2 protein-coding genes are annotated in these 2,378 nt (G+C 40.2%); both read left to right on the top strand.

Annotated elements, in window-relative coordinates; translation table 11 throughout:
• Nucleotides 1-92 precede the first annotated feature (92 nt).
• The gene (gene istA / locus H4J75_RS19475; protein ID WP_182223035.1) at nucleotides 93-1,586 is read left to right on the top strand and encodes an IS21 family transposase; all 1,494 of its coding nucleotides are present in this window, start codon (nucleotides 93-95) and stop codon (nucleotides 1,584-1,586) included.
• Nucleotides 1,579-2,346: an IS21-like element helper ATPase IstB gene (gene istB, locus H4J75_RS19470; RefSeq protein WP_070373500.1), complete on the top strand. Its 768-nt coding sequence runs from the start codon at nucleotides 1,579-1,581 to the stop codon at nucleotides 2,344-2,346. The genes istA and istB overlap by 8 nt, the downstream gene beginning before the upstream one ends.
• The last annotated feature ends 32 nt before the right edge of the window (nucleotides 2,347-2,378 follow it).

The raw sequence follows: 2,378 nt of genomic DNA, 5'->3' as shown, positions 1-2,378 counted from the left end.
GTATTAGGCGACAATTAGCTTGGCCGGGTCGCGACAATTAGGTTGACCGGTTTTGGTACACTTTAGATATATCAAATTCAATAGAGAAAGATATGTCTGGAAAACCCATAACCAAGCAACAGGTTAATTTATATATGTCTTATCGTAAGGATCATAAACAAACAGCAGCCGCTGCCCAATCTGGTATGTCAGAGCGTACAGCTCGGCGTATCGAATCCGGCCAGCATTCAACCACACATCTCCCTAGGGTTTATCGAACACGCAAAGATCCATTTAATGGTGCGTTTGAAGAGCATCTAGTGCCATTGCTCAAAGCAGATCCTGAACTTCAACCCATAACGTTATTAGATCAGCTCGATACACTCATGCCAGGTAAATTTGGTCACAATCATTTACGTACGTTACAACGTCGAGTCAAAAAGTGGTTGGCAACTGAAGGGCCAGAGCAAGAAGTTATCTTTCGTCAAAAGTACATGCCAGGGTTTATGGGGATATCTGATTACACTTGGATGAACAAACTTGAAATATCTATTGCAGGCCAAGCATTTTTTCATAAGCTTTTTCATTACAAGTTAGTGTTCAGTGGCTGGACGTATGCTCAACTTGTCTTTGGCGGTGAAAGTTTCGAATCACTCTCTACAGGTTTACAAAATGCATTTTGGCGCAGTGGTGGTGTACCACAGACACACCGAACCGATAGCTTAAGTGCTGCATTCAATAATCATTATGAACAGGAAACGTTAACTGAACGCTATCAAAAGCTATGTGCTCACTATAGCGTTGTTGCAACGCGTAACAATAAAGGTGTAGCTCATGAAAATGGTGCGATTGAAGTGGCACATAGCCATTTAAAACGAAAAGTAGATCAGCAATTACGACTACGTGGCAGTCGTGATTTCGCGACAATTACCGAGTACCAATCGTTTCTTGATGTAATTGTCGCCAAAATTAATCGCCAATGCAAAACTCGATTTGATGAAGAGCGCAAGCACTTAAATGATTTGCCTAAACGTCGTACCAACGACTTCTGCGAACAATACGTTAAAGTTACCTCTAGCAGCACCATCAGTGTTAAACGTGTGACGTATACCGTACCTTCTAGATTAATTAGTCATCGATTACTTGTACACATTTATGATACTCGGCTGGATTTATTTCTTGGTCATGAAAAAACGTTATCCCTGTCTAGAGTCTATGCTCAAGGACACTTAAGATCACGAGCAGTAGATTATAAACATGTGATCCACTCACTTGCGAAAAAGCCCAATGCGTTCAAATACTCGCAGTTACGAGAAGATTTGATCCCAGAAGGTGACTTCAGTTTGTTGTGGCAGCAGTTAACAGCAGAGCATGTTAGCGATAAAGACTGTCGTTATATGGTTGAATTATTGTTACTCGCTCATAACTATAATTGCGAGCATGCCCTTGGTCGTTATGTCTTGAAAAACCACGAGCAAGGTAAGTTTATATCTATTGATATGTGCCGTAAATTGTTTGCCCCTAGCACGCTCGTCATACCAAACATTGTCAGTCATCAACATCAAATAAGTGATTACGATATATTGCTTGGAGGGTTACATGGCTAATATTCTAAGCTTACCAATATTACTGAAAGAGCTGCGCTTAAGTGCGATAGCCAAAGAATGGGAAGTCCTTGCCCAAAAGGCTGTTTCACAGGAGTGGGAGCCTGAATTATTCCTTGCCGAGCTATGTGAACTTGAAGCTAATCATCGTCATGAAAGTCGATTAAAACGGTTACTTAAAGAGAGTAAATTACCCGTAGGTAAACAACTACATCAATATAAATTTGACGAAATAGAAGGTATTACGTCACTGCAAATGAAACAAAAAGTTAATCAGATTGACTGGCTTAGACAAGGCCATAATATCTTATTGTTTGGTGCTAGTGGTTTAGGGAAAACTCACTTAGCGTGTGCTATTGGTTACTCATTACTTGAAAAAGCAGTGCGCGTTAAATTCAGCACTAGTACAGCTATTGTTCAAGAACTCCAACGTGCAAAAGAAACGTTGGGCTTAACTGATGCCCTAAGAAAACTCGATAAATATGAGCTGTTGATATTAGATGATATCGGCTATGTGAAAAAGACTGATAGTGAAAGTCAGGTGTTGTTTGAACTGATTGCACATCGTTATGAACGAGGCAGTTTGTTGATCACATCGAATCAAGCATTCAGTGAGTGGGATAGTATATTTGGTGACAACATGATGACTGTTGCTGCTATCGACAGACTTGTTCACCACAGTGATATCTATCAAATAAAAGGAGAAAGTTACCGAAAAAAACAAGCTATGCAACTAAATTCAAATACCGGCCAAGTTAATTGACGCCAACCGGACAAGTTAGTTGACGTCTAATA

This window comes from Colwellia sp. BRX10-1 (assembly GCF_014077545.1).
Lineage (GTDB): Bacteria > Pseudomonadota > Gammaproteobacteria > Enterobacterales > Alteromonadaceae > Colwellia_A.
The sequence above is the reverse complement of the archived record's forward strand: the minus strand, read 5'-3'. Positions and strand labels throughout refer to the sequence as shown.

What these genes read in the sequence shown, in the direction of transcription:
- istB (WP_070373500.1), top strand. Translation starts at nt 1,579, where the DNA reads ATGGCTAATATTCTAAGCTTACCAATATTACTGAAAGAGCTGCGCTTA.
- istA (WP_182223035.1), top strand. Translation starts at nt 93, where the DNA reads ATGTCTGGAAAACCCATAACCAAGCAACAGGTTAATTTATATATGTCT.